Origin of the sequence: Rouxiella sp. T17, from assembly GCF_036663475.1 — a bacterium.
GTDB lineage: Bacteria > Pseudomonadota > Gammaproteobacteria > Enterobacterales > Enterobacteriaceae > Rouxiella.
Genome location: NZ_JAWUEA010000003.1, coordinates 24,417 through 48,392 on the forward strand (window position 1 = coordinate 24,417; position 23,976 = coordinate 48,392).

Consider the following 23,976-nt stretch of genomic DNA (forward strand, 5'->3'; position numbering starts at 1 on the left):
GGTACAATGTTATTCCATTTTGATGACAAAATGATGACATCATCATTTTAGGATTCACTCATAAAATGAAAAAAATTAAGAAGTTTATAAAAAGCCCTGGAATATTTTTTCGGGATTATTTTAATAAAAAATACCCAATAATAAGAAACGAGATTCAATGCTCTGAACTGGAAGAGAGTATTTTAATCAGACATGACCTTGCCATGGAAAATCTTTTGCACATCAATTTCCCAGTTGATGTTGTTTATACGTGGGTTGATGATTCAGACCCGGTATGGAAAGAAAAGTATCTTGATTATAAGTCTAAAACTGAAGCAGAGACATTAGGGAATTTTGCGACAGATACTGCGCGGTTTAGTAATCATGACGAGCTACGTTATTCTATTAAAAGTATTCAGCAAAATATCCCATGGGTAAGAAATATCTTCGTTGTTACAGACAATCAAAAGCCAGCTTGGTTAGACAATAATGATAAAATAAAAATCATCGATCATAAAGATATAATAGATAAGAAATTTCTTCCAACTTTCAACTCTCATGTAATTGAAGCTAATTTGCATAAGATCCCAGACTTAGCTGAGCATTTTATTTACTTTAACGATGATGTTTTTGTTGCTCAACCTCTCCCTGCTGCACATTTCTTCAAGAATAACGGTATTTCTTCACTCTTTCTATCTCAGAAAAGTTTAAGTGCCATGCAATTACGTGGGACCGATACACCGACATTATCGGCATCACATCAAAGCACGGTCATGTTTAAAAATGATTTCCAAACCATCATCGATACACCTTTGGTACATACCTATGTGCCATTAAGAAAGAGCGTATTTGAAAAAGCCTGGAATTTATATGGTGCAGAGATAAACTCTTTTTTACCCAACAAATTTCGTACAAATAATGATTTAAATTTAGCGACATTTTTTGTGCCATGGTTGGCCTATATACAAGGTAAGGCTACTCCCGCAAGAGATATTTGCTATTACTTTAACATTCGCTCAACAGCAGCAAGAAGTACCTTCAAAGCTTTAAAACAAGCAAAAAAAGAAGGGGTAATGCCTCATTCATTTTGTGCGAATGACTTTAATACACAGAAAGCAACTTTAGAAAATTATCAGTTACTTCTAAGTACTGTACTTAAATATCACTTCGAATTAGAGATGGAAAATGTTTAACAAAAAAATTAAAAAATTGATACGTGATCCAAAATTGTTTTTCTCTGACATGTTATTAAAACAAAAAAAGAAAATAACTAAAATTCAGCCAAAGGAATACAATGGTAATTATCAGTACACTGTAGTTTCAGCTGTTTATAATGTTGGCCGTTATTTAGATGATTATTTTGAAAGTATAATAAATCAAAGGTTGGATTTTAAAAAGCATATACATTTAATTTTAGTTGATGATGGTTCGACTGACAACTCTGCCGAAATAATTAATATTTGGCAAAAAAAGTATCCGGATAATATTTCTTATATTTATAAACAAAATGGTGGCCAAGCTTCGGCACGAAATGTAGGCCTTGAAAAAGCTAACACAGAATGGGTTACATTTATAGATCCTGATGATTTCTTGGATTACGAGTATTTTTACTCTATTGATAAATTTGCTAAGAGTAATGATAATAAAGAATTAGAGTTTATCTCCTGTAACTTTATTTTTTATTTTGATGAAATTAACACGTACAAGGATGGACATCCTTTGAAATATCGTTTTTCAAAAGGTAATAAAATTTATCCTTTAACAGCAATGGAAAAACAAGTACAGCTATCTGTAAATTCCGCAATATTTCGGCTATCAAGCATTGTAAAAAATAACATATCATTTGATATTCGTATAAAACCTAACTATGAAGATGCACATTTTGTTACGAATTTTATATCTTCAGTAAACTCGGGCTATTGCGCATTTTTAAGTTCTGCAAAATATTACTATCGTAAGCGTGGAGATGGAAGTTCAACACTCGATAACTCATGGCAACATCCTGGATTATATAGTTCTGTATTAGAACATGGTTGCCTTAATATTCTCCAAAAATATAATGTTAACGAAGTTAAAGTCCCTAAAACTATCCAAATCACTGTGTTATACCATTTGATTTGGACTGTTAAAAATATAATAAATAATCCTCAGAAAATTGAGTTTTTGTCCGATGAGCAAAAAGATAATTTTATTTCTTTATTAAATAGAATATTTGAGTATATCGATGCTGATACGGTTTTAGATTTCAGTTTAGCAGGATGCTGGTTTTATCATAAAGTAGGAATGCTGTCTATATTCAAAAAAATCGATCCAGATTATCAAATAGTTTATGTAGAATCTTTCGACCCGGTTAAAAGTTTGATTGAATTAAGGTACTTCTCAGGAAAAGATGAAGTTGAGCATATAACTTTAAATGGTGTTGATACTATTCCAGTGTTCGCAAAAACAATGAGCCATGGTTTTATTAATCAAGAATTTGTAAAGGAAAGAAGAGTTTGGGTTCCAATTAAAGATAATTGTAACTTTAATATTAAAATATCCGACATAAAAACGATTTTGACTGTGGCTGGAAAGCAGCATAAAAAAGGCATTAACACTAAAGATATAATTAAAAACATAAGTCAGCAAATACCAAAATATGATGTTTCTGCAGAGTATATTAATTCTTGGTTATTTATGGATAGAGACGTACAGGCCGATGATAATGCAGAGCACCTTTATGATTATGTAAAAAATAACCATCCTGAGAGAAATATATACTTTGCTTTAACTGCAGGTTCTCATGACTGGCAAAGATTAGAAAATAGAGGGTTTAACCTAGTAGAATTTGGCAGTGATAAACATCTTGATATCGTCAAAAGCTGCTCTAAAATAATAAGTTCCCATGTCGATAAATATGTTACAAACCTATTGGGACCTAAAATGTTGACAGGAAGGCATTTTGTTTTCTTACAACATGGTGTAATTCATAATGATCTCTCTGACTGGCTAAATCAAAAAGATAGTATCGATGTCCTTGTAACTTCATCACCAGCAGAATATGAAGCCATTAGTGGTAATAGTTCTCGTTATAAGTTTACTGAGAAAAATGTAAAATTAACAGGACTACCGAGGCACGACAAATTATGGAGTAATGCCAATAGTGAGGAAAGGGCAATACTTATCATGCCAACTTGGCGCGCAAATATCGTTGGGAAGGTCAAAGAAAATAGCAATTCTCGTGAATTATCATCTGAATTTATGGATACAACATATGCAAAACATTGGTACAATGTTTTGCATTCTGAAGTACTAAAGCATTTTTCAAAAAAATATAATATAAAGGTAATATTTTTCCCTCATGCAAATATTAACCCGTATATAGAAATGTTTTCTGTGCCAGAGTATATTGAAGTATATGACCATAAGAATATCAGTATTCAAGAATTGTTTATAAAATCTTCACTAATGATTACTGATTATTCGTCAGTAGCTTTTGATATGGCAGTTATAAACAAACAAACTCTTTACTACCAGTTCGATAGAGAAGAATTTTTTAACGGCGGTCACCATTTCAAAAAGGGTTATTATGATCATAGAAATGACGGTTTTGGCCCTGTTGTTGAAAATGAAAAACATCTTTTTGAAAAGCTTGAAGAAATTTTAAAGAATGACTGTATACCGAACAAGATTATACAAGGTAGGATCGATAAAACTTTCACTCAAAGAGATGGTCAAAATTGTTCAAGAACTTATCAAGCAATCTGCGAATTAGATCAACCTTTAGAAGAAGATTACCTAAGTGTCGATATATTGATAGATTATGCAGATAGAGCTTATGTAAATGATTCTTGGGAATTGGTTGCAGCTCGTTATGAATTAATTTCACAATTAGATCAAGACCTTCAACCTGAGTATACAATGATACGTATGGTTGAAGCGTACCGAGAGTTAGGTAAGTATAATATTGCTAATGATTATATAAAAAAGCTTGCTGCTCTAAACTTTTACGATTCACTTTCATCTTATAATATCGAAAAAGCTAAGCTTTTTATGGCTTGTCAGCAATGGACCCTATCTATCCATCACTGGAATAAATCAAACCTAGATGATTCTGTTAACCAAGTTTATTATATGCAATGTTTATCAGAAACAGGTCAATTAGATTTATTGAATAACTTTATTGACGCACATTATTCATATAGGGGTTGCAATCCTAAGTTACTTATTGATATTTATAGTAATCTAGCAATTCATAATTGGCCTAAAGTCATCGAAATAATATCATCTTCTATTGAGAATTTGAGTTATGAAGAAAGTATTGTTTTAAAACCTAATCTTATTTTAGCAAAATGTTTTAGGGAGGAAGGTAATACCGAAGACTCTTTGATCCACCTAAAAAAACATAATTCAAAAATTAAAAATGATGTTTATTCCATATTTGAAAGTGCTAAGTTAGCTTATGGTTCTGAGCTGTGGCCAAAAGTTATTTCTTGTTTCGATTCTATCGATATTAAAACTAACTTGCTCTCATCCGATCTTGCATTAATTTATGTGAAGTCTTTACGACATACTAATAAATCACTAAAAGCACTTTCTACGATTGAAGATTATTGTAATTTCACAACTGAAAACGATGATTTTTTAATCGAAAAGGGTGAGAATTACTTGCTTGAAAAACAATGGAATGCAGCTGCAGAAATATGGCTCGAACTTTTAAACGTTTGTAGTTTTGCGCATTACCGTTTAGCTATAGCATATCGTATGTTGGGAATGGTTGAAGAAGGTTTGTCATTACTCCTTACTGAAGGAATACGGGCTCCAAAAAATCTTGATGAGTGGATTCTAAGAGCTGAGCTATCGCAAATTGCTGGTAATTGGAAAGAGGCTAATTATTGTTGGTCTTCGATCCTTCGCTATTATCCTGAGAGTTCTCCACCTGAAAGTTGGGCTCGCTTACAGCATGCACAATTAATGAATAACATTCATACCATAAATAGATTTACTAGTTCTATTTAAATAAGTAAAAGTCAGGCTACATTTGGCCTGACTTTTATAATGTTTAATCTAAATTTTATTACGAATTTAATGTCCATTTTTCTTGGAATCTTATGTCTTTAATATTATCCCAATGTGGCAGGATTTCATTAAAAATCTCTGTAGCTTTTTCTCCTTTACAAGCCATCTTACAAGTAAGATATGCATATCCGCCACACATATAATTTTTTTTATTACTCAGTTCATAAGCTTTTATTAATAAGTTTGATAAAGTTATAACCGTAACTTCCGCATCTGCAATTTTAAGATGTTTTATATTATTATGAGTGAAGTGTCTAATAAGTATAGATCTTGCTAAATAATAGAATATAAAATAGTTGCTTGCGTCCATATTATTCCACAGCACAAGATACTTCCCTGCCATCTCAATTACTGCTGTATGATCAAAAGCTGTAGCTGCAATTCTAAAACTTGAAACTGAAAAATCATTGTCAAATTTAATTGTTCTTCTTTCAAGTAAGGTTCTTGACCAACTGGTATTTTCTTTAACGATCCTTCCTGGATTTCCAGCTATTACTGAGTTACTAGAAAATTTTCCACTTACGACAGATCCTGCGCCTACTACTGTGTCATTTTCTAAGATAGTACCTTTCAATACGATTGAATTTGTTGCTAGCCAAACTCTGTCTTTAATTACTACATCTTTAGCATTGTTAATTCTCATGCCACTTTCTATTGAAAAAATGGAATGCAAGTCGGAATTTAGTATTTGGGGATTTGCAAATAAACAGTCATTACCAATTATAATCTTAGCGTTTTCGGCAGAGTGAATTTTTATTTCGCCATTGCAAATAAGGCCATGTCCTATTTCTAATGTGCAATTTTCTTCGATTATTATTCTACCTCTTATTTCACATAGGTTACCTATTGTGAGTTTCCCTCCTGCTTTGACTGTGATAGTAGCATTAATGAATTTTGTGTGTTTCCCTATGTCTATGGTTTTCGTTTCATCACTTATTTCAAACCATGTGTTAGATAATGATACTGATTGGTCGATATTAAATTCTTTTCTTTTTATTTCTGTTAAGTCTTTTGATTTAAACATGGCATCTCATCTTCATGTAATTGAGGTTTTTTATACTAATAAATCAATTTTTTTTTGCTATGATTTTTACGGAATTTTTAATTTTAAGCGTGCATTAATAAATTAGATTAATGGTTACTTTTACCATCATCATGTACACTCTTACCAACTCCATTAAACCTATTCCCCTCCACCAAATTATTATCCGCATAATCCCAGAAATACTTCCCCGAGCTATCCTTCGGTTTATCGCCGCAATCAAATCCTGATAAGTCCCTGTTCTGTCGTGATGCTAACCAAATGCCCACAGGTTCGTTGATAAAGGTATTGTTCTTTATCACGTTATAATCGCTGTGCTGCCAGCGGATCACGGATTTGCCGGTGCTGTAATGTTCTCCGCAATTCTTATACAAAAATACACCGCCAGCACCGTTGGATTCAAAGCGATTGCCTTCAATAAGATTGTAGGCTGAGGAGTCTACTGCCAGCCCTTCGCGTTTACCCTTACCAAAGCTTTCATGTCCGTTATTGATGAGCTGATTATCAATGATTTTGTTATTACGCGATGAATGCTCAAGATAGATTCCCGACATATATGAATCGCGGATGACGGAATGGGTCAGGATGGAATGCGTGACGTAATCATCAAAGTAAACGCCGACACGGCCACTGCTTGTCACCTCAACATTATCAATCTTAACGTTGGTCGGAGTCCGGCGATAATTTTCCTGATGATCCGCGCTGAGCTTGTTAGCCGCTATATCGGAGGTAATACGTATGCCGCTGTGAGTGAAGTTATGGATTTTGCAGTTTTGAATCGTTACGTCTGACAGCGGCTTACCTTTGCTGTTAACAACGATGCCAAAAGCGAGCTGGTTAGAACCTTCCAGCGTGGCACCTTGGCAATTCAATGTTGTGTGACTCGCTGTTATCACTAACTGCTGATGATATACGCAGGATGAGTTTAGCGAGACATTGCCGTGAAGAGAGGGAATTTTACATTCGTTGGAGTGCGACAAAGGTAAAGTATTAGCGCAGGCGGAGAGAGCAATAGGCAGAGTTAATAACAAAGGGAAAAGGGCGCAGTGTTGAGGTAATAGGTTGTTTTTCATCTGCGCATTATTCCTAAGTCATTATGAAATTTGCTGATTAATGTATTTCATCATCAGCTTTTGGCTGATAAATACGGGCTGATATTTGTCATCGGCAATCGCGGCCTTACTGCCGCCGTGGCAGCCGTAATACACCGCATTAATCTGCGTATTACTTAGCAAGTACAGGCGGAACTGTTTGAACAGCTTCATGTCTGGCTTAAAGTCGGCGCACCAGAACTGATTCAGGTGACCTTGGTAAGTGATGCCCTTAATGTCATACAGCGCGTTGCCCATCACCTTCAACGGTTTGTTATGAATCAGCGCGGATATTCCCGCCGTGCTGTTAATTGTCACCACTGCCTTTGCGTGAGTTAGCAGGTCTGGCATCGGCAGGTCATGAACATACATCACGCGATTCGCTACGCCATATTTCTTACCGAGCTGACGGATAAGTGGCCCATAAAGACGATGCCCGCGATCCATCGGGTGATGCTTAAATACCAGAAACTCGGTCGGTGGCGCCTTCTTGGCAAAAGAGTGCATCACGTCATTCACGTAATCACGCACGTCTTTATAAGGGCTGTGATTACGGATTTGGCTGTCGTTATAGACCTGCAAGATCGCCAGATAATAGCGCTGGTCGAGACTGCTCTTTAATAGCGGCAATACCTTGCGCTGTCTGATGGCATAAACCTTTTTGCGCCAGGCGGCACGCACCCAGCATCGCGCCTCATACCACGGCGAGAAAGATTTATGATGGCGATAATGGGTAAATTCTTTTCTCGCATGCCATCCCGCCAGATAATAAGTAATAGCGTGACGAACGCGTAATAAGCCAGAAGGTTTAAGCTGCTCGATTTCAGGCATGGTTAACGGCGGCAGGCGACGATAAAACTCGGCGTCGCGCGGCAGGCTGGAATAAGCATTTACGCCATTCTGTTCCAGCGTAATGTAATGCGGGCGTAAATAGCCCTCCTCGAATGCGAGGAACCTTATTCCCTTAGCCTGCGCCCAGCGTTTTGCTGCCTGATGCAATGGGCGACAATCGCCGAAACAGACGATGGTATCAAAGTCATATTCCTGCCAGGTATCTTTTAGCCAGGTCGGAAATTCTTTAGGCGTTTGCTGAAATACGCGATAGTCGCGGTGACGAGAATAGAGCTTGTCGCCACCGTTAAATACGACGTTGACGGCTTCTCGCTCCAGCGATTCCAGCCATTTTGCCAATTCGCTGAAGAAAGGCCCCATCGGACCTTGCAGCAGCAAATACTTTTTTCCAGAGAGCAGTGTAGTAAGAGCCTTACTGTCCATTTTTATCCACATGATAAATTTAAGTAAGAAGCCGTTCTTAGGTAATAAACGTTACCTGAATCAGCATGAGCAGTTTCTTGTAATAACGGACTATCCTGCCCGCTTTAATTCTTGTGAACTGCATGGTGGCCCGTGGGGTGGCAGCAAGTAGTTCTACCGCCTGTTCCGCCATGATGGGCTCCCGACTTTGCGGGTCGATATACGATGGGTACGCGATTAGCGCCTGGTAAACCACATCGTCTAACGTGAGACTGCGCGTTCTTCGCGAGCAGGTATGTTCATCCTGCGTCAGTCCCCATCCGGCATAAAAGGGCAGGCCGTAACACACCACTTTTTTGCCGTGTAATAACGCTTCGAAACCTGACAGCGACGTCAGCGTATGAAGTTCGTCAGCCGCCTGAATGCACTGAATAATATCGGCATCCAGCGCCTGACTATCAGCCCAGCGGCGAACATCCTGCTCGGGAATATCGCCGAGACGATTCCCCACCAGCACGTCCGGATGCGGCTTATAAATGATATAAGCCTGCGGATTACGCTCGCGAACGGTGCGTAACAGGTCACCGTTGGTGCGAATCGAAACCGTGCCGGTCAGAATTGACGCGTCATCTTCCACTTGGCCCGGCACCAAAATCACCTTTTTACCGGCGGCTTCAGCGGGCAATACGAAGGCCGCGCCGAGGTTATATTTACTGACTTTACTGGCGACTAATCTCTGGCGTAAAGTGGCGGCGCGCTGTTGCTGCATCGCCGTCAACTGGCTTTGGGTCAGCAAGCTCTCAAGGTCGCTGGGACGCGTCGCGTCGTAATAGATGCCCGTTTTATCCAACACCAGAGAGAGCGGGGGATGCAGGTCGGAACCGAGTCCAGCCGAACGTAAAAAACCATCTTCCATTCGCCACTGCGGGATCTGATTTTTTTCTGCTTCGGCACGCCAACGCTTCTCGCCTTTTATTCCCCACACCACGCACGCAGTCTCGGCGCCGTAACGTTTTTTGAAATTTACCCTGTTACTTTTGGTTCGCACAAAGGGCGCTAAAATGCTGCGTTTCCAGAGTGTTAAGCCCGGCGACCACAGGCGACCCGCGCGCTGCTGGTGATGCTGTCGCTGCATCAGTAGCCAATCAAGTACATCAAATAACGTGCCATTTTTACCATTAGCCGGATTAATGTATCGGCTGTAGCGCAAACAGGCGGCGGCAAACATATCTTCAAGGCTCGCACTGCCGCGTCGGGCCGTTAGCTGCTCGTGCAAAGCATGGCGATCGTCAGTCAAACCCCAGCCTGCATACCACGGCTGCCCGAACACGCTTACCGGTTTGCCCGCCATCAACGCCTCAAAACCATAGTTTGAGGTCACGACGTAGACGCGGCTCACTCGGCGCAGCAAAGACTGCGGGCTGACATCCTGCACCAGCAGTTTGATTTGCGGATACTGCTTCGCCAGCTCGGTGATTTTTGTTAAATAGCCGGCCTTCTTGCCCAGCAAAACGTCGGGATGGATTTTTACCCACACCTCAGACTGCGGATTCTCAGCCAGCGCGGCTTTTAACATCGCGTCGAACTGCTCGGCTCCGGCATTGCCAGAGACCACGGCCATGTCGCCGAAGGTCTGATCGACTACCAGCACCGCGCCATTCTCCGGCTGCTCGAGTGTGCAAACCGGCGCCTGGTTATATTTCGATAAATCTCCCGCCACGATGATTTGCATCGCCTGTCGCGCGGCGTCATGCAGCGGCGCATTCTGCTCGCGCTGGTGAATCAGCATTTCTAACGTGCTGGGGCGCGAGGCGTCGTAATACATGCCCTGCGTGTCCAGCACCATCGACAGCGGCGGGCAGCCCGAAAGCCCCAGCCCCAAAGAGCGAATAAAGCCGTCTTCGAGACGCAAAATAGGCAGGCCAGCTTTCTCGGCCAACGCCACGGCTTTCGCGCCGGTCGGGCGATATCCCCAGACGGCAATCTGCGTTACGTCACTCGGCAAGGCCCGCGCCAGAGAAACTTTCTGGTACGGTTCGCCGAGGAACTGTTCTAAATGCGGGATCTTGGCGATCCCGCCGGAGAAGATGCCAATCATTACAGCGTCAGCACCACTTTCGCGGCCACGGCCAGCTGATAAAGAATGGTCGAGATGCCACGGGTGATTTCGATATCTTTCGACTCGTATTTCGCCAGTACCATCAGCTCGTCGCCCGGTTGCAGCGATTTCACATCTTCTGCGTTAAGCGCTTCGCCATTCTGTTTAATGACGATAACTTTCGAGTTACCCGACTTCTGGGTATAACCGCCGACTTTCTCAATGTAATCATCCGGGCTCAGACCTTTCTCCCAGCTGACGGCATTCGGGAACAGCACTTCGCCGTGGATCATAACCAGCGAGGTTTTCTCAGGAATATTAATGACATCGCCATCTTCCAGAATCACCTGATCCAGATTGTCCTGACTCAGCACCACTTCACCTTTCGGCACCACCTGACGCGCTTTGGCGACAAAACGGCTGACCAGCTGGGCTTCCTGCGCGCGCAGACGACCTTCTTCCTGCGTAGAAGACTGGGCCGACAGCGACGCCTCTTCGAGTTTTTGCAGTGTCAGATCCAGCATCTCTTTCTGGCGAACCGCGACGGAATGGCGATAGAGCTGAATAGAGTTAATCTGCGACATCGAGTTGGTGCGGATTTTCGGCAACAGCTGGCTCATGGTCGCGCCATACGGCAGCACCACGGCGTGTTCACCGGAATGCGCGCCTTCGATGCGCACCTGAATAGTGCCAGCATAGCGATCGGAGCTGACGATCAGCTTGTCGCCATCCTGCAACACGCGGCCCGGTGCCGATCCCAGCGGGTAATATTCGCTGCGTTTCATGCTGCCCTGCTGGCGGATGATGGTCATGTGCGTCGCGCCCGGTTTTGGACGCGCCCAGCTCAGCGCTTCGCTGATGGAAATCGTGCTGTCGCTAAACTCGAAGTCGTAGCTGTTGAACACGTCGCCATCGACGCTAAAGGTGTGCTGGCGCGGGCCAACGACGATGGTGTCGCCGTCGGAGAACTGTGACAGACGCAGGTCGCCGTTAAGCAGGAAGTCATAGAGGTTGATGCGCGAGCGCACGCGGTCGTTGTGTTTAACCACAATGTCGACGTAGCTGCCGCGTTCGGTATCGACGCCGCCCGCCTTGCTCAGGTAAGAGAGCAGGGAGTCAGACGCCACGCCGCCGTACAATCCCGGATTGGTGACATAGCCGGTCACGAAGACTTTTACCGGCTGCGCCTGCAACAGTGAGGCGTAGACGTTTACGTTGGCCTGATAAACCTGCTTCACTTTACTGGTGATGATGCTGTTTAACTGGCTGTTCGAGACGCCGGCGACTTTCAGCGGGCCAACGTTCGGCAGGAAGATATTGCCTTTTGGATCGACAGTCAGCGCGCCGTCGAAGTTGAATGCGCCCCACAGGCGAATTTGCACCTGATCCCCTAAGCCGATGATGTAATTAGGGTTAAAGCCGATGCTGGCACCGTTATTGGCGGCTGAACCGCCGGTAAACAGCTGCGCGCCAAACATGCGGCTCATAATGGCGGGCGCGACGGGCGGAGGCGTGTCGTCAAAACCGGTGTCAGAAGTCGTCTGCTGAGTCTGGCCGGTAATAAAAGAGGGCATCGACGCGGCACCGGTCATATTTGGATCGGCATTCAACCCAACGGCATTCGCCTGGGCAATCTGGCAAGCCAGCAAAATTAAAACGGATTTTAGTAATTTCATAACAACTCTGTGTGCAATTCTTCAGGCTAAAAGGGCGGCAGAATAAACCGTATTAATCTTTGTGGTCGTCAATGACCGCCAGCAAAAGTTTGATGGTGCCGAACAGCAGGCAGCAAACCAGCAACCAGCTGGCAATCATGTAAGGCACATTCGGGAAACGGGATTCCTGCGGCACCTGTGGCGAGCTGATAACTGACAACACTTTTAATTTGCGCGCGGCTTCAACGCGGGTCTTTTCGATCGAGGTCAGCGCGAGCTTGTAAAGGTCGGTATCAAAGGTGACCTTGGCTTTAATCTCTTCAAAATCAATCGCCATGCTGTTCAGCTGATGGCCGTTCGGCGCAGTAATTTTGCTTTTTTCCAGATCGATCTGCTTGCCCAGCGAGGTAATCGCATTCTGCGCACTGACCACCTGCGGCGCATCCTGACGTAAATAGGTCAGCAAATTGCGTAGCTCGGCTTCCATCTGAATCTTCTGTCCGACCAGCGTATTGACCAGCGTGGTGGCGGCAACGGCCTGTGCTTCAGGGTCGAGAATATTGTTGTTGTTCTGGTAGGCCAGCAGTTGGGTTTTACTGGCGTTCAAACGCGCGCGGGCTTCAAGCATCTCGTTTTCGGCAAACGTTTGTTGGTCGCGGGCAATTTTGTGCGAGATTTCATTGATGAAACGTTCAGATTCTTTTAACACCGCGCGGTTAAACTGTTCGGCGAATTCTGGCGTAAAGCCCTGCGTGCCGATGGTCAGCAAACCGGTTTTGTCGTCATAAGTGACGGCAATACGATCGCGATAATAGTTGAGGAACATTTCGCGGGTCGCATCTTGAGGCAGATGATTAAGAAAATCCCAGCCGCTATCGCCGAATACTTTGTGGAAGTCGAGCTGCTTGTCCAGCACGGCGAGCATGTCGGGAGAGTTAATGTACTCTTTTAAATACATCGCATCTTCGGCGGTACTCGGATTAGCCGCGCCCAGCAACAGGCCAACATTCAGGCTGCTGCCGCTGATGTCATTGGAGCTTTTAATCGCAACGGTAGATTCGCTGAGGTAGCGCGGATGGCTGAAAATCACCAGATAGATGATTAACAGCGCCATCGGTAAGCCAATGACAATTTTACCTAAATTACGGCTAAGCGTGGCCAGACTCAGATAGGGCGATTGACGGACGCGGGCAATAAATTTCCCGGGACCGGCGGACTTTATTTTTTTAATGAGCATTTATAATCATCATGACAAATAGCACGTTAATAGTTGCGTGCTTTATTAAATTACCGCGAAACTTCTTTTCCACCGATTAAAGGTCATTCCCTATCAAAGGCTTTTAGCGGCCAAAAGCTTTTAATTGTTTGAGCTTTTAACTGTACGAGTTCGTGGTGCGAATTTTTTTTAGTGTTATCGTTTTAATTTTTCAGTCGAAGATGCTAATAACCTTGAAATGTTTTTTCATGCAGTAAGCACAATTTTCGCGTGGGAGGTAAGTGGCCGATTTAAACATCCACCGATCAGCGCGCATTTTGACGTTAACATTCCTTATCAAATATTTAGATAAGTTAACGAAAACTCACTGTTTCCCTAAAAAATTGTATGGTTGATGCAAAAATATTTCAGCAAGTTACATCCGTTGTCATAAAGCTGTAAAATTGCTTAAAACTATCAATAGGTGTGTATTGATTCATCAGCCCTATCAATGAATGGCACTACTCTGAACCTGATTTTTTATCCTTTAAAACAGTAGGTTATAAAGTTTTAAAGCTGTGTGTTTTTTAAGCGGATTAATATTTGCGTTTTTCTATCAATATTTATAATGAAATATAAATTCTAGTTATCGTTACAATTTTTTATTAGCAAAGATTAATTTAAAGCGCGAGACAGTTTCTAAGTTAAATCTCAAGGCAGACGAATGGTTGAATAATGAATAGGGCAGGAGGGAAATAGTGGGGAAATAGTAATTAAAGTGAGAAGCAGGAGAGGTTATTTATAAAAGATGTTTTATAAAAGACGTTTTCTGTTTTTGAAGATTAACCGCTAAGTAAAAAGCTCGGAAAGCAGAAAGCAGAAAGCAGAAAGCAAAAAACCCGCCATAGGCGGGTTCTTCAGAATATGGTGCCCGGACTCGGACAAATGTGTCGGGAACACATTTGAACAGCGCGCCAGCGCTGCCCTGAAAGGGCGAGTCTCATGGATGAGACGAGTAATCGAACTTAGTGAGATATGCAGTTCAGCACGTAGTGCTGATAAAGAGTTCGAACGTAGTTCGATGTAGAGTCCGTATCTCCAAAAGCAAAAAACCCGCCTTTTGGGCGGGTTCTTCAGAATATGGTGCCCGGACTCGGAATCGAACCAAGGACACGGGGATTTTCAATCCCCTGCTCTACCGACTGAGCTATCCGGGCAACGCGGCGCATTAAACCGTATCGGCCCTCTGTCGTCAACGCCTTTATGCAGTTTATCCACTAAAAGGTGACTGACTGCCGACTTTTCAAACAAAAAACGCCATTTTGCGCTGTTTTCAACCCAAAACAGCGTGCTGTAATCTCAACTACGACAGCGCGCCGTGTTGACGACAACGGGCAATATTCAGCACATCTTCTGCCAAACGTGCCGCCGTCTCGACATCACGCAGTTGGCGTTTCACCAGTAAACGACTTAAACAGCCTTCAAGGATCAGTTCCATCTGATGCGCGACCATCTCAGGGTCATCGGAGCCTAATTCCTGCAACAGCGACAAGGTGTAATTAAACGAAGCCTGTTTCTGCTGCTCGGCGAGCTGATGAATCGGCGACTCTCTATCGGGATAAAAGCTACAGGCGGCGATAAACAGGCAGCCAGGATAACGCTGTTGTCTCACCTGCTCATTCAACACTTTATAACGTGCCAGCAGCTTCTGTGGGGCAGAGAGGCTTTCGTCGAGCAACAGCTGGCGACGCCAGACGTCGATCTGTTCGCCGTGATGGCGCAGGCTGTCATACAGCAGCGCCTCGGCATCCGGCCAGTAACGGGTCAGTTCGTTAAGAGGAACATCAACCAGCTCGGCGATTGAGGCCATAGACAGGGTTGCCAGACCACGTTGTTCCAACAGGTTGAGTGTTTGGTCCAATACTTGTTCACGTAGCACGCTTTCTATCCCTCATGACTTGCAAATAAATGCTGCAAAATAAATGCGTCTGGCGGCGTTCTGCCAATCGCTATCGCTATCGCTACAGTGTCGTTGATGCCTCGGCATTGTGCAAATGCGCGGTAAATTCTGCGCTGTCCATAAAACCTGTCACCCGCGACTGCGGCAGCTCTTTGCCATCGGCACCAAAAAACAGAATCGTCGGCAGTCCCAAAACGTTGAGATGCTTGAGCAGCGCGGCCTGCTCGGGGCTGTTCTGAGTCACGTCGGCTTGCAGCAGCAGGGTGTTTGCCAGCGCATCCTGCACCTGCGGCGTAGTAAAGGTGTACTTGTCGAACTCTTTGCACGCCACGCACCAATCGGCGTAGAGATCCAGCATCACACGGCGGTTTCCGGCCTGTTGCAGCGCGGCGTTGAGCTCGTCGACGTTATGAATTTTCTGAAAGTTTAGCGCGTGATTATTGGCTTGCTGGCTGGAAGCCGAAGTAAACGCCCAATCCTGCAAAGGTCGGCTGACGATTAATGCCGCCGCAAACAGCAGCAGCTGGATCACTTTGAAAAGGCCGCGCGAGGCGTTTTGATGGGTACTTTTCAAACTCAGCAGCAAGGCCCAGCCGAAGAAGGCGACGCCCAGAATACTCCACAGGCGCAGGCCCCAGACATCGCCAATCACTCTTTCCAACAGGAAGACCGGCAGCGCGAGAATGACAAAGCCGAAACCTTCTTTAACGGTATTCATCCACGGGCCGCTGCGTGGCAGCAGGCGATTGCCAAACAGGGTGACGGCGATCAGCGGAATGCCCATTCCGAGCGCGTAAAGGTAGAGCGTGCCTGCACCGGCCCACGGATTTCCACTTTGCGCGATGTAGAGCAGAATGGCGCTGAGCGGCGCGGTGGTGCAGGGCGAGCAGATGAGTCCGGCGATCGCGCCCATAATAAACACGCCAATCAGCGATCCCCCTTTTTGCTCATTACTTAACAACGCCAGCCGCGTTTGTACGGAAGAGGGCAATTGCAGGGTGAACAGGCCAAACATCGACAGCGCGAGGGCGATGAAAATCACCGACAGGCTGACGAGCACCCACGGGCTTTGCAGCGCGGCCTGAAATTGCAGTCCAGCGGCGGCGACCACTACGCCGAGCAGCGTGTAGGTCAGCGCCATGCCTTGCACATAAAGCAGCGCCAGCATAAAGATGCGTTTAAGGCTGTAAGAATTTGCGCGCTGGCGACCCAGAATAATGCCAGAGATCAGCGGATACATCGGCAGCACGCATGGCGTAAAGGCCACGCCGATGCCGATCAGCAGCGCCCACAGCGGCGAAAAGGGCAGCGGCGTAGGTTGCGGCGTGGTCTGTACGGTAACGGGCGCGGTGATGGGTGCAGTAACGGGCGCGTGGGTGTTGTTGGTGTTGTTGGTATTAATAATGGTTTGTTGTGAGGTCGCGTTTATGGCGGAAACGGCGCTCAGCGGGATCTCGCGCGTCTCGGGCGGATAGCAGAATCCGGCCGCCGCGCAGCCCTGATAGGTCACGCGCAGGCTGGCAGACTCTTTAGCTTCGCGCACGGGGATCATCACGTTGAGCCGGTCGCGATAGATTTCCGAATCGCCAAAGAATTCGTCGTGATGCGCCAGCCCTTTGGGCAGAATATAGGCCGCGAGCGTCGCGTCTTTGGCAACGATTTCAATCTTTTGGCGGTAAAGATAATAGCCGTCGCGGATTTTCCAGTTCAGCGCCAAATCCGCGCCTTTTTGTGAAAAATCAAATTCGAAGGCCTGATCGACGGTCACAAAATGCGGCGACGTAGAGGAGCCAAACAGCGAGGCGTCGCTGCGCGCGGGCAGCAGTAAACAGCTCAGCAACAGGCAAATCAGGGGCAAAAGGGTCTTGATAACTCGGTAATCCTTCACGTAAGCATGTTCTCTATTGAATGGGCGGAGGAGATTGCTATCGCCTGTTTTTTAACCCGCCATTATACGCGTCATGGCCGAAGAGGAGAACGGCAAGCAGGGCCGAAACCCTGCCTTTAAGGAGAAAATCGGCCAATATGACCGATTATTGGGGGGCAAAGCTGTTACAGAATAAGGCTGCCAAGGGCGAAACTGAATAATACCGCCAGGACGATCGCTACCGTGCCCGGAATAAAGAACGGGTGATTAAACACGAAACGGCCGATGCGAGTGGTGCCGGTGTCGTCCATTTGCACCGCCGCGACCAGCGTCGGATAGGTCGGCAGAATAAACAGCCCTGAAACGGCCGGGAAAGAGGCGATGGCGGTTAACGGCGAGACGCTCAGCGCTAATGCTAGCGGCATCAAGGCCTTAGCCGTTGCGGCCTGCGAATAAAGCAGCGCCGAGCTAAAGAAGAAGATAATCGCCAGCAGCCACGGATGCGCCTGAATCAGGCCGCCCGCCGTCTCTTTAATGCCGCCGAGATTGGCCTGCACGAAGGTGTCGCCGAGCCACGCCACGCCGAGAATACAGATACAGGCGCTCATGCCAGCCTTAAAAGTGCCGGAAGAGAGGATGCGATCGGTATCGACGCTGCACACCAAGGTAATCAGCGTCGCGACGCTCAGCATGATAATCAAAATCGCGCTGTTGGTGGTCATCAGCGGGGTGGTAATCAGGCCCATTCCCGGGCTGCTAATCACGGCGTAGGCCACCACTGAAAGCACGCCGAGCAGGAAAATCGCTACCGACGCTTTGGCACGCGGTTGAATCTCCAGCACTTTATTGCCGCGCAGGCTGATTAATCCCTCGTTGAATCGCTTTTGATAGACCGGATCGTTTTCTAATTTCGAATCAAAACAGAGGCTGACAAAAATCGCGGTCAGAATTACGGCGCAGAGCGTGGACGGAATCAGCACCATTAATAGATGCAAATAGCTGACGCCGTGGCCTTCCATCACGGAAGACATATACACCACCGCCGCAGAAATCGGCGAGGCGGTAATGGCGATTTGCGCGGCAACCACGGCGGTCGAGAGCGGGCGGCTCGGCTTGATGCCTTGCTCTTTCGAGACCTCGGCAATTACCGGCAGCGCGGAAAGGGAAATATTGCCGGTTCCGGCTAGAACAGTCAGGCCGTAGGTGACAATCGGCGCTAAGATCGTGATGTGACGCGGATTACGGCGCAGCAGTTTTTCGGTTTGCAGAACCAGATAATCCATGCCGCCCGCGACCTGCATCGCTGAAATCGCGGCGATAACCGCCATGACAATTGAAATGACGTCAAACGGAATACTGCCGGGCTTCACGCCAAGCAGGGCAAGCGCGAGCACACCTAATCCACCGGCAAAACCTATCCCCACGCCGCCGAGACGCGCACCCAAAAATATCGCAGCAAAAACAATGATTAACTCGAGAATGACCATGAGACCCTTTCCACTCTTCTTTTGTATTCAAGATTACTTTTAAAAGACTTAACAAGAACTGAGAGGGGATTATTAATGAAATGGCGCGGGAAGGCAGGATTATTTTCTAAAAAAGAGAAGGCGCGAAGATTAAAAGACCTTCGCGCCTTCTGGGATCTTATTTTTTAACGGTATTCACTTGTGATCCATCAGCTATTCAACGGTGAACCAAGGCGAATTACTCGTTTTCATCCATATAACGCTTGGCTTTGTAGGCCGGATGCATCAGGTTCTCGACGGAGAAGATATCGTCCAGCTCGGCTTCGGTCAGCAGTCCGCGTTCAAGCACCACTTCGCGCACGCTTTTACCGGTTTCGGCACAGATTTTCCCGACAATATCGCCATTGTGGTGACCAATAAACGGGTTCAGATAGGTGACGATACCAATCGAGTTGAACACGTAGAATTCGCAGACTTCTTTATTGGCGGTAATGCCGTTGATGCATTTTTCGAGCAGGTTGAAGCAGGCGTTGGTCAGAATGTGAATAGATTCAAACATCGCCTGGCCGATGACCGGCTCCATCACGTTCAGCTGTAACTGTCCGGCTTCGGCGGCCATGGTTACGCAAACGTCGTTGCCAATCACTTTAAAGCAGACCTGATTAACCACTTCCGGGATCACCGGATTGACTTTAGCGGGCATGATTGACGAGCCAGCCTGCAACTCCGGCAGGTTGATTTCGTTCAAACCGGCGCGCGGACCCGACGACAGCAGGCGCAGGTCGTTACAGATTTTGGAGAGCTTGACTGCCAGGCGTTTCAGCGAGCTGTGAACCATTACGTACGCGCCGCAGTCGGAGGTCGCTTCAATCAAATCTTCGGCTGGAATGCACGGCAGATTGCTGACTTCGGCCAGCTTCTGCACCGCCAACTGCTGATAACCTTCCGGCGTGTTCAAACGGGTGCCGATAGCGGTCGCGCCGAGGTTAACCTCAAGCAGCAGCTCGCCGGTGCGCAGCAGGTTGCGGGTCTCTTCTTTCAGCAGCACGTTAAACGCGTGGAACTCCTGACCCAACGTCATTGGCACGGCGTCTTGCAGCTGGGTGCGGCCCATTTTCAGAATCTTTTCGAACTCGACCGATTTGCGCTCGAAACCGTCGCCAAGCTCGCTAATCGCGTCAATCAGCTTCAGCAAAGAGGTGTAAACCGCCAGACGGAAGCCGGTTGGGTAGGCGTCGTTGGTGGATTGGCACTTATTAAGGTGATCGTTTGGATTCAGAAACTGGTAATCGCCTTTCTGATGACCCATTAACTCGAGGCCGATATTCGCCAGCACTTCGTTGGTGTTCATGTTGACGGAGGTTCCCGCGCCGCCCTGAAACACGTCGATCGGGAATTGATCCATGCATTTCCCTTTGTCCAACACTTCGTCACAAGCCTGAATAATTACGTCGGCGATTTTGCGTGGAATAGTGTGCAGCTCTTTATTGGCTAACGCGGCGGCTTTCTTCACCATCACCATGCCCCGAACAAACTCGGGCACATCGCTGATTTTTGTATTGCTGATATAAAAGTTTTCAACAGCGCGCAGGGTATGAATACCCCAATAAGCATCGGCCGGGACTTCACGTGTACCTAGCAGATCTTCCTCGATACGAATCGTATTTGACATGAGAACCTTCTTTTTGGTGCTAAATAGTTACAGGCTGATTAGATAAATGTTATAGACGTTGAGCTAAATAAGATATTACACCACTCAGCGCGGCCGTGGGGGCGATCATATGCTGCCTGTTGCGAATTGCACGTACTAAGTACGCTGCACCCAGCCTTTATCAACAAAGCTTTGGATAAGTGTGAAATTTCTCACAATATTTCTAAATATCTAATGTGCGACAAGGGCATTCAATTTAAATCGCATCAACGGCTTGAAAATGCCCGCTTAAGATACCATCTCATTGGAATCAGCCTTCATAGGATACGCCTATGGGGCCCCTATTTTAGAGTTCTGAATCGCTGATTTTGGAGCTTGTCATTACAAGGAGAGCGCTGTGCGCTGGTTACCTCTACTGATTTTATTTCTTGTCGCGTACATAGAAATAACCCTATTTATCAAAGTTGCTGCTGTTTTAGGCGTGGCAATTACGCTGCTGCTGGTGGTCTTTACCTCGTGCGTGGGCGTCTCGCTGGTGCGCAATCAGGGCATGAAAACCATTTTCCAGATGCAGCAAAAGATGGCGCTCGGCGAGAGTCCGGCGGCGGAAATGGTCAAAAGCGTGTCACTGGTTCTGGCCGGTTTTCTGCTGCTGGTGCCGGGCTTCTTTACCGATATCTGCGGCCTGCTGCTGCTGCTGCCGCCGGTACAAAAACGGCTGACCCTCAAGCTGATGCCGCACCTGAATATCTATCGCCCGGGCGGCGCGGGTCCGGCGGCGGGCAATACGTTTGAAGGTGAATACCAGCGTAAGGACGAGCATCCAGAGCGTCTGGTGTCGCCGCTGGAACACGACAGAAAAGATCCGGAAGATCGCTAATACGGCGAGCAAAGAAAATTCAAAATTTTTTCGTTGCTCCCCTTGAATGGGCGTGTAAAGCACCCCATTAATCAAACCACGAGGTCAGGATAGACTTTCTACCTGGCGTTCAACCCCTAATAATTAGATATGGACCTGCTCACAGGAGAGTTATCAATGAAAATTCGTCCATTGCATGACCGCGTTATCGTCAAGCGTAAAGAAGTTGAATCCAAATCTGCTGGCGGCATCGTTCTGACGGGCTCTGCAGCGGGTAAATCTACCCGTGGCGAGATCCTGGCTGTTGGTCATGGTCGCATTCTGGAAAACGGTGAAGTGAAAGCGCTCGACGTTAAAGTTGGCGACATCGTCATCTTCAACGACGGTTACGGCGTGAAAGCTGAGAAGATCGACAATGAAGAAGTGTTGATCATGTCTGAAAGCGACATTCTGGCTATCGTAGAAGCCTAATCGTCTCTTCACCCATTTTCTGAACTGAACGAATTTAAGGGAAATTATAATGTCAGCTAAAGATGTAAAATTCGGTAATGACGCTCGCGTAAAAATGCTGAACGGCGTGAACATTCTTGCTAACGCAGTAAAAGTTACCTTAGGTCCTAAAGGCCGTAACGTAGTTTTGGACAAATCTTTTGGTGCGCCAACGATCACTAAAGACGGCGTTTCTGTAGCACGTGAAATCGAGCTAGAAGACAAGTTCGAAAACATGGGTGCGCAGATGGTGAAAGAAGTTGCGTCCAAAGCTAACGATGCTGCGGGTGACGGTACGACTACCGCAACCGTTCTGGCTCAGGCAATCATCATCGAAGGCCTGAAAGCTGTGGCTGCCGGCATGAACCCGATGGACATCAAGCGCGGCATCGACAAAGCAGTTGTTGCTGCTGTTGAAGAGCTGAAAACGCTGTCTGTTCCTTGCTCTGACTCCAAAGCTATCGCGCAGGTTGGTACTATCTCTGCAAACTCCGACGAAACCGTGGGCAAACTGATTGCTCAGGCGATGGAAAAAGTCGGTAAAGAAGGCGTGATCACCGTTGAAGAAGGCACTGGCCTGATCGACGAGCTGGACGTTGTAGAAGGTATGCAGTTCGACCGCGGTTACCTCTCTCCTTACTTCATCAACAAGCCGGAAACAGGTTCTATCGAACTTGAAAGCCCGTTCATCCTGCTTGCTGACAAAAAAATCGGCAACATCCGCGAAATGCTGCCAGTACTGGAAGCCGTTGCGAAAGCCGGCAAACCGCTGCTGATCATCGCTGAAGATGTTGAAGGCGAAGCACTGGCTACGCTGGTGGTTAACACCATGCGCGGCATCGTGAAAGTGGCTGCTGTTAAAGCACCAGGCTTCGGCGACCGTCGTAAAGCTATGCTGCAAGACATCGCGACGCTGACTGGCGGTACTGTAATCTCTGAAGAGATCGGTATGGAGCTGGAAAAAGCAACGCTGGAAGATATGGGTCAGGCGAAGCGTGTTGTTATCAACAAAGACACCACCATCATCATCGATGGTATCGGCGATGAAGCAACTATTCAGAGCCGCGTGACGCAGATTCGTCAGCAGATCGAAGAAGCAACCTCTGATTACGATAAAGAAAAACTGCAAGAGCGTGTGGCTAAACTGGCAGGCGGCGTTGCCGTTCTGAAAGTTGGCGCAGCGACTGAAGTTGAAATGAAAGAGAAGAAAGCACGCGTTGAAGATGCCCTGCACGCGACCCGTGCTGCGGTAGAAGAAGGCGTGGTTGCTGGTGGTGGTGTTGCGCTGATCCGCGTTGCTCACAAACTGGCTGGCCTGAAAGGCGACAACGAAGACCAGACCGTAGGTATCAAAGTTGCACTGCGTGCAATGGAAGCGCCTCTGCGTCAGATCGTTATCAACGCCGGTGAAGAAGCTTCTGTGATCGCCAACAACGTGAAAGCGGGCGAAGGCAGCTACGGCTACAACGCTTACAGCGAAGAATACGGCGACATGATCGCGATGGGTATTCTGGATCCAACCAAAGTTACCCGTTCTGCTCTGCAGTACGCATCTTCTGTAGCTGGCCTGATGATCACCACTGAGTGCATGATCACCGACCTGCCTAAAGATGATAAAGGCGACATGGGCGGCGCTGGCGGCATGGGTGGAATGGGCGGCATGGGCGGCATGATGTAATCATCCCCCGGCGGCTTTTCTGCCTGTTCAGACGCGGTTTCGGCGGCGTTTGAATAAGTCGTAAAAGATAAAAAGACCCAGTCCTTCGTGGCTGGGTTTTTTTATTTCCGCAAGTTGTTTGCTAACGCCTATAACTGGAATGGGATTCACATTCAAAGAGCTAAGGGAGTTAGTTGAAAAGGGACTTGCCGAAGCCATCTTTGATTACATCACTTCCTATAACTTTCGAGCCATTGTCGTCATTGCTATTCGACGTGGATTCTCAAAGATGTACCATAAGGTACTGAGTGAAAACGAACAAGAAGTAGGCTACTATTACAACTCATCTTATAAGGAGCTAAATATCCATGTCATCGAACCGTAACCAGATGCTTGCGCCAGTGCGTGCCGAGAATGGCTTTACGCTAAACGATGTGATGCGTATTGCTTCCGAATATAAAGATAAACGTTTTAAAGTCCTCTCTGATGTATTTCATCAAACAAGCAGTGAATCCGGCACGGTCGGCGAGCCACTCGAACGACGCGTAAAAAAAATGCGTTGAACACGTCGTAAAAGATAAAAAGACCCAGTCCTTCGCGGCTGGGTTTTTTTATTTCCGCAAGTTGTTTGCTAACGCCTTGGGAGAGGCTTAAG

General features: G+C 46.3%; 16 protein-coding genes and 1 tRNA gene. 6 read left to right on the top strand and 11 right to left on the bottom strand.

Features of this window, described 5'->3' with window-relative positions; all coding sequences use genetic code 11:
* The first annotated feature begins 65 nt into the window (after positions 1-65).
* A complete protein-coding gene (locus SC206_RS00415) occupies positions 66-1,172 on the top strand; it encodes a stealth family protein (RefSeq protein WP_332733058.1) in 1,107 nt (368 codons plus the stop codon).
* A complete protein-coding gene (locus tag SC206_RS00420) occupies positions 1,165-4,977 on the top strand; it encodes a CDP-glycerol glycerophosphotransferase family protein (protein ID WP_332733060.1) in 3,813 nt (1,270 codons plus the stop codon). Before SC206_RS00415 ends, SC206_RS00420 begins: the two co-directional genes overlap by 8 nt.
* 58 nt (positions 4,978-5,035) lie before the next feature.
* Here SC206_RS00420 and SC206_RS00425 read toward each other — a convergent pair whose 3' ends face one another.
* From SC206_RS00425 to aspA, 11 genes are all read right to left on the bottom strand, one after another.
* Positions 5,036-6,061: an acyltransferase gene (locus tag SC206_RS00425; RefSeq protein ID WP_332733062.1), complete on the bottom strand. Its 1,026-nt coding sequence runs from the start codon at positions 6,059-6,061 to the stop codon at positions 5,036-5,038.
* A gap of 107 nt (positions 6,062-6,168) precedes the next feature.
* Positions 6,169-7,152 (bottom strand): right-handed parallel beta-helix repeat-containing protein, encoded by a 984-nt coding sequence (locus SC206_RS00430; protein ID WP_332733064.1) that lies wholly within the window; start codon positions 7,150-7,152, stop codon positions 6,169-6,171.
* Positions 7,153-7,173: 21 nt separating this feature from the next.
* Positions 7,174-8,445 carry a capsule biosynthesis protein gene (locus SC206_RS00435; RefSeq protein WP_332733066.1) on the bottom strand — a complete coding sequence of 424 codons (1,272 nt, stop codon included), beginning with the start codon at positions 8,443-8,445 and terminating at the stop codon, positions 7,174-7,176.
* A 37-nt stretch (positions 8,446-8,482) separates the two neighbouring features.
* Positions 8,483-10,522 (bottom strand): capsular polysaccharide biosynthesis protein, encoded by a 2,040-nt coding sequence (locus SC206_RS00440; RefSeq protein WP_332733068.1) that lies wholly within the window; start codon positions 10,520-10,522, stop codon positions 8,483-8,485.
* A complete protein-coding gene (locus SC206_RS00445) occupies positions 10,522-12,198 on the bottom strand; it encodes a polysaccharide biosynthesis/export family protein (protein ID WP_332733070.1) in 1,677 nt (558 codons plus the stop codon). Before SC206_RS00445 ends, SC206_RS00440 begins: the two co-directional genes overlap by 1 nt.
* A 52-nt stretch (positions 12,199-12,250) precedes the next feature.
* Complete coding sequence (locus SC206_RS00450) at positions 12,251-13,414, bottom strand: capsule biosynthesis protein (protein WP_332733072.1); 1,164 nt, start codon at positions 13,412-13,414, stop codon at positions 12,251-12,253.
* Positions 13,415-14,513: 1,099 nt separating this feature from the next.
* A tRNA-Phe gene (locus SC206_RS00455) sits at positions 14,514-14,589 on the bottom strand.
* 146 nt (positions 14,590-14,735) lie between these two features.
* Positions 14,736-15,311, bottom strand: coding sequence for a division control transcriptional repressor DicD (dicD, locus tag SC206_RS00460; RefSeq protein ID WP_332733074.1), 576 nt, complete (start codon positions 15,309-15,311; stop codon positions 14,736-14,738).
* Positions 15,312-15,393: 82 nt separating this feature from the next.
* A complete protein-coding gene (locus SC206_RS00465) occupies positions 15,394-17,220 on the bottom strand; it encodes a protein-disulfide reductase DsbD (protein WP_332733076.1) in 1,827 nt (608 codons plus the stop codon).
* 164 nt (positions 17,221-17,384) lie between these two features.
* Positions 17,385-18,686 carry an anaerobic C4-dicarboxylate transporter gene (locus tag SC206_RS00470; RefSeq protein WP_332733078.1) on the bottom strand — a complete coding sequence of 434 codons (1,302 nt, stop codon included), beginning with the start codon at positions 18,684-18,686 and terminating at the stop codon, positions 17,385-17,387.
* Positions 18,687-18,903: 217 nt separating this feature from the next.
* Entirely contained in the window at positions 18,904-20,337 is a 1,434-nt protein-coding gene (gene aspA / locus SC206_RS00475; RefSeq protein ID WP_332733080.1) for an aspartate ammonia-lyase, read from the bottom strand.
* Between the two features lie 376 nt (positions 20,338-20,713).
* Between aspA and SC206_RS00480 the strand changes: the two genes are divergently transcribed.
* The 4 genes from SC206_RS00480 (at position 20,714) to SC206_RS00495 (ending at position 23,884) form a co-directional block, all read left to right on the top strand.
* Positions 20,714-21,196: an FxsA family protein gene (locus tag SC206_RS00480; RefSeq protein WP_332733082.1), complete on the top strand. Its 483-nt coding sequence runs from the start codon at positions 20,714-20,716 to the stop codon at positions 21,194-21,196.
* A 156-nt stretch (positions 21,197-21,352) separates the two neighbouring features.
* Positions 21,353-21,646: a co-chaperone GroES gene (locus SC206_RS00485; RefSeq protein WP_009636718.1), complete on the top strand. Its 294-nt coding sequence runs from the start codon at positions 21,353-21,355 to the stop codon at positions 21,644-21,646.
* Between the two features lie 49 nt (positions 21,647-21,695).
* The gene (groL, locus tag SC206_RS00490; RefSeq protein WP_332733091.1) at positions 21,696-23,342 is read left to right on the top strand and encodes a chaperonin GroEL; all 1,647 of its coding nucleotides are present in this window, start codon (positions 21,696-21,698) and stop codon (positions 23,340-23,342) included.
* Positions 23,343-23,689: 347 nt separating this feature from the next.
* The gene (locus SC206_RS00495) at positions 23,690-23,884 is read left to right on the top strand and encodes a hypothetical protein (protein WP_332733093.1); all 195 of its coding nucleotides are present in this window, start codon (positions 23,690-23,692) and stop codon (positions 23,882-23,884) included.
* Positions 23,885-23,976: the final 92 nt, after the last annotated feature.

Bases quoted from the DNA above. Each gene is read 5' to 3' on its own strand.
- SC206_RS00415 (WP_332733058.1), top strand. From the start codon at position 66: ATGAAAAAAATTAAGAAGTTTATAAAAAGCCCTGGAATATTTTTTCGG.
- SC206_RS00420 (WP_332733060.1), top strand. From the start codon at position 1,165: ATGTTTAACAAAAAAATTAAAAAATTGATACGTGATCCAAAATTGTTT.
- SC206_RS00425 (WP_332733062.1), bottom strand. From the start codon at position 6,061: ATGTTTAAATCAAAAGACTTAACAGAAATAAAAAGAAAAGAATTTAAT.
- SC206_RS00430 (WP_332733064.1), bottom strand. From the start codon at position 7,152: ATGAAAAACAACCTATTACCTCAACACTGCGCCCTTTTCCCTTTGTTA.
- SC206_RS00435 (WP_332733066.1), bottom strand. From the start codon at position 8,445: ATGGACAGTAAGGCTCTTACTACACTGCTCTCTGGAAAAAAGTATTTG.
- SC206_RS00440 (WP_332733068.1), bottom strand. From the start codon at position 10,522: ATGATTGGCATCTTCTCCGGCGGGATCGCCAAGATCCCGCATTTAGAA.
- SC206_RS00445 (WP_332733070.1), bottom strand. From the start codon at position 12,198: ATGAAATTACTAAAATCCGTTTTAATTTTGCTGGCTTGCCAGATTGCC.
- SC206_RS00450 (WP_332733072.1), bottom strand. From the start codon at position 13,414: ATGCTCATTAAAAAAATAAAGTCCGCCGGTCCCGGGAAATTTATTGCC.
- SC206_RS00470 (WP_332733078.1), bottom strand. From the start codon at position 18,686: ATGGTCATTCTCGAGTTAATCATTGTTTTTGCTGCGATATTTTTGGGT.
- aspA (WP_332733080.1), bottom strand. From the start codon at position 20,337: ATGTCAAATACGATTCGTATCGAGGAAGATCTGCTAGGTACACGTGAA.
- SC206_RS00485 (WP_009636718.1), top strand. From the start codon at position 21,353: ATGAAAATTCGTCCATTGCATGACCGCGTTATCGTCAAGCGTAAAGAA.
- groL (WP_332733091.1), top strand. From the start codon at position 21,696: ATGTCAGCTAAAGATGTAAAATTCGGTAATGACGCTCGCGTAAAAATG.
- SC206_RS00495 (WP_332733093.1), top strand. From the start codon at position 23,690: ATGTCATCGAACCGTAACCAGATGCTTGCGCCAGTGCGTGCCGAGAAT.